3 protein-coding genes are annotated in these 3,829 nt (G+C 65.1%); 1 reads left to right on the top strand and 2 read right to left on the bottom strand.

The genetic code is table 11. The features are described from left to right. The coding region (locus tag MHX52_RS10215) for a YPDG domain-containing protein (protein ID WP_239318086.1) at window positions 1-1,814 on the top strand (1,814 nt) is incomplete at its 5' end. A 66-nt stretch (window positions 1,815-1,880) separates the two neighbouring features. Here MHX52_RS10215 and MHX52_RS10210 read toward each other — a convergent pair. Both MHX52_RS10210 and hisC read right to left on the bottom strand, forming a co-directional pair. Then, complete coding sequence (locus MHX52_RS10210) at window positions 1,881-2,648, bottom strand: hypothetical protein (protein ID WP_239318084.1); 768 nt, start codon at window positions 2,646-2,648, stop codon at window positions 1,881-1,883. 4 nt (window positions 2,649-2,652) lie between these two features. Beyond that, window positions 2,653-3,759: a histidinol-phosphate transaminase gene (gene hisC, locus MHX52_RS10205; protein WP_304504289.1), complete on the bottom strand. Its 1,107-nt coding sequence runs from the start codon at window positions 3,757-3,759 to the stop codon at window positions 2,653-2,655. Between the last annotated feature and the right edge of the window lie 70 nt (window positions 3,760-3,829).

The following is a 3,829-nucleotide window of genomic DNA, read 5'->3' as shown; positions in this document are numbered from 1 at the left end:
TAACTTACCCGGATGGTTCTAAGGACAACGTCGACGTCACCGTCACGGTTGAGCAGCCGGATGCTCCGGAGCAGCCTGGTGACAAGAACGCCGACAAGTTCGAGCCTGAGTACGAGGATGGCAACGGTAAGCCGGGTGAGGATGTCAAGGTTCCGGCTCCTGAGTTCAAGGACAAGGACGGCAACCCGACCACTGCTCCTGAGGACACCAAGTTCACTCCGGGTGAGAACGTTCCGGATGGTGTGACCATCGATGAGAACACCGGTGAGATCACCGTTACCGTCCCTGAGGATGCTAAGCCGGGTGACAAGATCACTGTTCCGGTTGAGGTAACTTACCCGGATGGTTCTAAGGACAACGTCGACGTCACCGTCACGGTTGGCGACCCAGATTCTACTGATCCGGGCGCGGGCGACAACCAGGGCGACGACGCCGTGAAGTACACCCCGACGTGGAAGAATGCTACGACCAAGCCTGCTGTCCCGGTTGACGTGAAGAACGAGCGTCCGGATCAGCTTCCGGAGGGCTCCAAGGTTGAGGCCGAGTCCGATAAGGGCTGGATCGTCACCACGGCTCCGGATGGCACCGTCACGGTCACCCCGCCGGCTGATGCAAAGCAGGGTGATAAGTCCGAGATCGCTGTGACGGTGACCTATCCGGATGGCTCTAAGGACAACGAGACCTTCACCGTCACCGTTGAGACCGATCCGAACTGGGAGGATGGCAAGACCACTCCGACCGACCCGATCGTGATCCCGAACGACGGCGGTCCGGTTAAGCCGGGCACCACCGTCGAGGTCACCGAGGGCCCGGGTACCGCTGAGATCGACGACAACGGCAACATCACTGTGACCCCGAACGAGGATGCGGAGCCGGGTGACAAGGTCGTTGTTGTGGTCAAGGATCCTGAGGGCAAGGAGATCGATAAGGTCACTGTTGAGATCACCGAGAACGAGAAGACTCCGACCACCCCGAATGACGAGCCGAAGGGCAACCAGGCTGACCAGGTGACCCCGGATTGGGAGAACCAGACAGTCAAGCCGGGTGGCACGGTTGATGTTCCGAACAAGGGCGACAAGCTGCCTGATGGTTCCAAGATCGAGACTGAGGTCAGCAAGGACGGCTGGACCGTCGAGGCCGATCCGAAGACCGGCGAGCTGAAGGTCACCGCTCCGAAGGACGCTAAGCACGGCGACAAGGTCACCGTCACGGTTACCGTCACCTACCCGGACGGTTCTACTGACACCGAGAAGTTCACCGTGACAGTGGTTGAGGAGAAGAAGCCGACGCCGGGTGGCTCCGACGGTGGTAACAACCCGGGTGGCTCCGACGGCAGCACCACCCCGGGTGGCTCCGACGGCAGCACCACCCCGGGTGGCTCCGACGGCAGCACCACCCCGGGCGGCTCCGACGGCAGCACCACCCCGGGCGGCTCGTCCGATTCGCTGAAGGATCCGAACAAGATCGGCGCCATCATCGGTGGCACGATTGTTGGCTCCGGCCTGATTGGTGCCCTGCTGGGTAACCACGGTGATGGTGCTGGTTCCTCTGCTCCGGGTAAGCCGGGTGAGGCTAAGCCGGGCAAGCCGGGCGAGTCCAAGCCGGGTGCTGAGAAGCCGGGCAAGGGCAACGCTGGCAACCAGGGTGCAGGTAAGGGCAGCACTGGTGCTGCTTCCCAGAGCACTCAGGCTGGTTCCCGTGGGGGCAGCCTGGCTGTGACCGGTGTGTCTGGTCTGGCTATCACGCTGGGTGCGTCTGTGATCGCCCTGGCTCTGGGTGGTGCCCTGATGGCACTGCGCCGCCGCCAGAGCTAACCCCCACCGAGCTAACTCCACAGAGTTAGCTCCCAAAGCTAGCCCGCCCGGGCTAGCTTCCCCCGCCTAGCTGGCGCGGAAAACCTCCGCGACCAGCGGCAACTCCTCGAGCCCCGCTCCCGGTGTACGCACCAGGAGCGGGGCTCCTGACATTCCAGACTCAAACCCCACCCACTTCAACCTCCGCGCATCCACCGCGCGTCGCCCCACCCGAAACCACCACAAAGCGTGCCCCACCAACGCCCACGAATCATCCTCAAAACGCACCACAAACTCCCGATCCCCCAACTCCGCGCGCCGCAACCCCTCCAGCGCAGCCGCATTCTGCCCCGGAGCCACCGCAAACCCCGCAGCCGTCAAACGCTCCACTACGCCCAGACGATGCACAAATCCCTCCGCATCCTCCACCACCAAAGGAGCCCCCGCCCGGCACGCTCGCACCGCCCGAAAACGCCACACCACCGGCTGAACCCCCGCACGCCGGCCACGCACAACCGCCCACCCCAGTGTCTCCCCCGGCTCCACAGAAAGCGTCACCACCGGCCCCGGAGCGGCCGTCTCCACCACCACAGTGCGCGGGGCAGGGGAGGCCGAAGGGGCGTCATTAAGCACGTCAGAAAGCGCCCCTGGCAGGACCGGGGCGAAGGAATAAGGGTGACGGCGCAACAACTCATCGCAGGCCTCCACCAGCTCCGCGTCGGTGGCGTTGAAGCCCACGCCCACCGACTCCAACTGAGCCCACAACTGCGCAAACGGCACCGAAGGCTGGGCCTCCCACGCCGCGCGCAGACGCTCCACCACGGCGGGGATGCGCGTCGGATCCTCCGGATGCACGGCGCTAGTCGGCCTGCGGGGAGTTAACCAGCCCGGCGGCCGGCAAAGCCCGGTCCAGCGCGCGGAGAAGCACATCCGTCTCCTCCGGCGTCGTCACCGTCACGCGCACGCCCTCGCCCGCGAAACACCGCGCGATGACACCCTCGCGCTTCAGCGCCTCATCCAGCGCCTCTGCGCGCTCGCCCATGTTCAGCCACACAAAGTTCGCCTGTGACGGGTACGTCAGCGGCTCGGCTGCCTCGGCCTCGTCAGCTCCATCCGGAGCAACCCCCGCCAGGTACGCCTCCACCCGCTCGCGCTCCGCCACCGTCGCATCCACGCGCGCGGCCAGCTCGCCCTGAGCCTCTACGCTCGCGATCCCCGCCGCCTGCGCCAGCGCGTTCACGCCGAAAGGAATCCCCACCTTATTCACGGCCTCCACCAGGTCCGCCGGCCCGACCAGGTACCCCAGCCGCAGCCCTGCCAGCCCGTACGCCTTCGAGAACGTCCGGCACACCGCCAGGTTCGGGTAGCGCTGCAGCTCCTCCAGCGCCACCGGAGACTCCGCATCCCGGTTGTACTCCACATACGCCTCATCCAGCACGACCGTCACGTCCGCAGGCACGCGCCCCATGAACTCACGGAACTCGTCGCGGCTCACCGTCGTGCCCGTCGGATTATTCGGGTTGCACACAAAAACCAAGCGCGTACGCTCGCCGATCGCGTCGCTCATTGCCTTGAGGTCATGACGCCCACTCTTCAGCGGAACGCCCACCCCAACCGCACCGGCGATCTTGCACAGGATCGGGTATGCCTCGAACGACCGCCAGGCGTACACAACCTCATCGCCGTCCTTACAGGTGGCCTGCACCAGCTGCTGGCACAGGGCGGAACTGCCGTTGCCCACGGCGACATTGTCGAGGTCCACGCCCAACCACTGCGCGAGTTTCTCACGCAACGCGCCCGAAGCCATGTCGGGGTAGCGGTTGAGGTTCGAGGTGGCGTCATTAATAACGGCACTAACAGAAGGCAACGGCGACAGCGAAGACTCGTTGGAAGCCAACTTCAGCGCGCCCGGCTGGGTGGAGCCGGGGACGTATGCGGGGAGGGAGGAAAGATCGGGGCGAATCATACTGCACAGTGTAGTGGGCGCCGGGGACAGGGCTTCGGGGAGGTTGCGGGGAGGCGTGGATGGTGCAGAC

Source organism: Corynebacterium sp. ACRQJ (genome assembly GCF_022346045.1).
GTDB lineage: Bacteria > Actinomycetota > Actinomycetes > Mycobacteriales > Mycobacteriaceae > Corynebacterium > Corynebacterium evansiae.
This window is presented reverse-complemented; position numbering and strand designations above follow the sequence as displayed.